Origin of the sequence: Pseudomonas sp. HY7a-MNA-CIBAN-0227 (genome assembly GCF_040310325.1) — a bacterium.
Classification (GTDB): Bacteria; Pseudomonadota; Gammaproteobacteria; order Pseudomonadales; family Pseudomonadaceae; genus Aquipseudomonas.
In genome coordinates, this window is sequence record NZ_JBEOPT010000155.1 from 1 (window position 1) to 268 (window position 268).

The 268-nt window shown below is 61.9% G+C and carries 1 protein-coding gene; it reads left to right on the top strand.

The genetic code is table 11. The features are described from left to right. On the top strand, window positions 1-268 hold a 268-nt coding region (locus AAEZ06_RS27385), incomplete at both ends, for an AGE family epimerase/isomerase (protein ID WP_350617248.1).

Genomic DNA, 268 nt, shown 5'->3' on the forward strand with positions numbered 1-268 from the left:
GTGGCTGGTTCTACAGCATCGACCCCGCCGGCCAGCCGCTGGACAAGCGCAAAGACCTCTACACCCACGCCTTCATTATTTTTGCCTGCGCCCATTACTGGGCCAAGGTGCGTGAACCGCTGGTAGAGTCGGTGCTCAACGCCGCCCTGGAAGTCGTCGCCCAACGCTTTGCCACCGGCGACGGGTTGTACGAGGCGGTACTGGAGCGCAACTGGGCCTCGCTCAACGCAGGCCCTTTGCAAAACCCGTTGATGCACTTGGCAGAAGG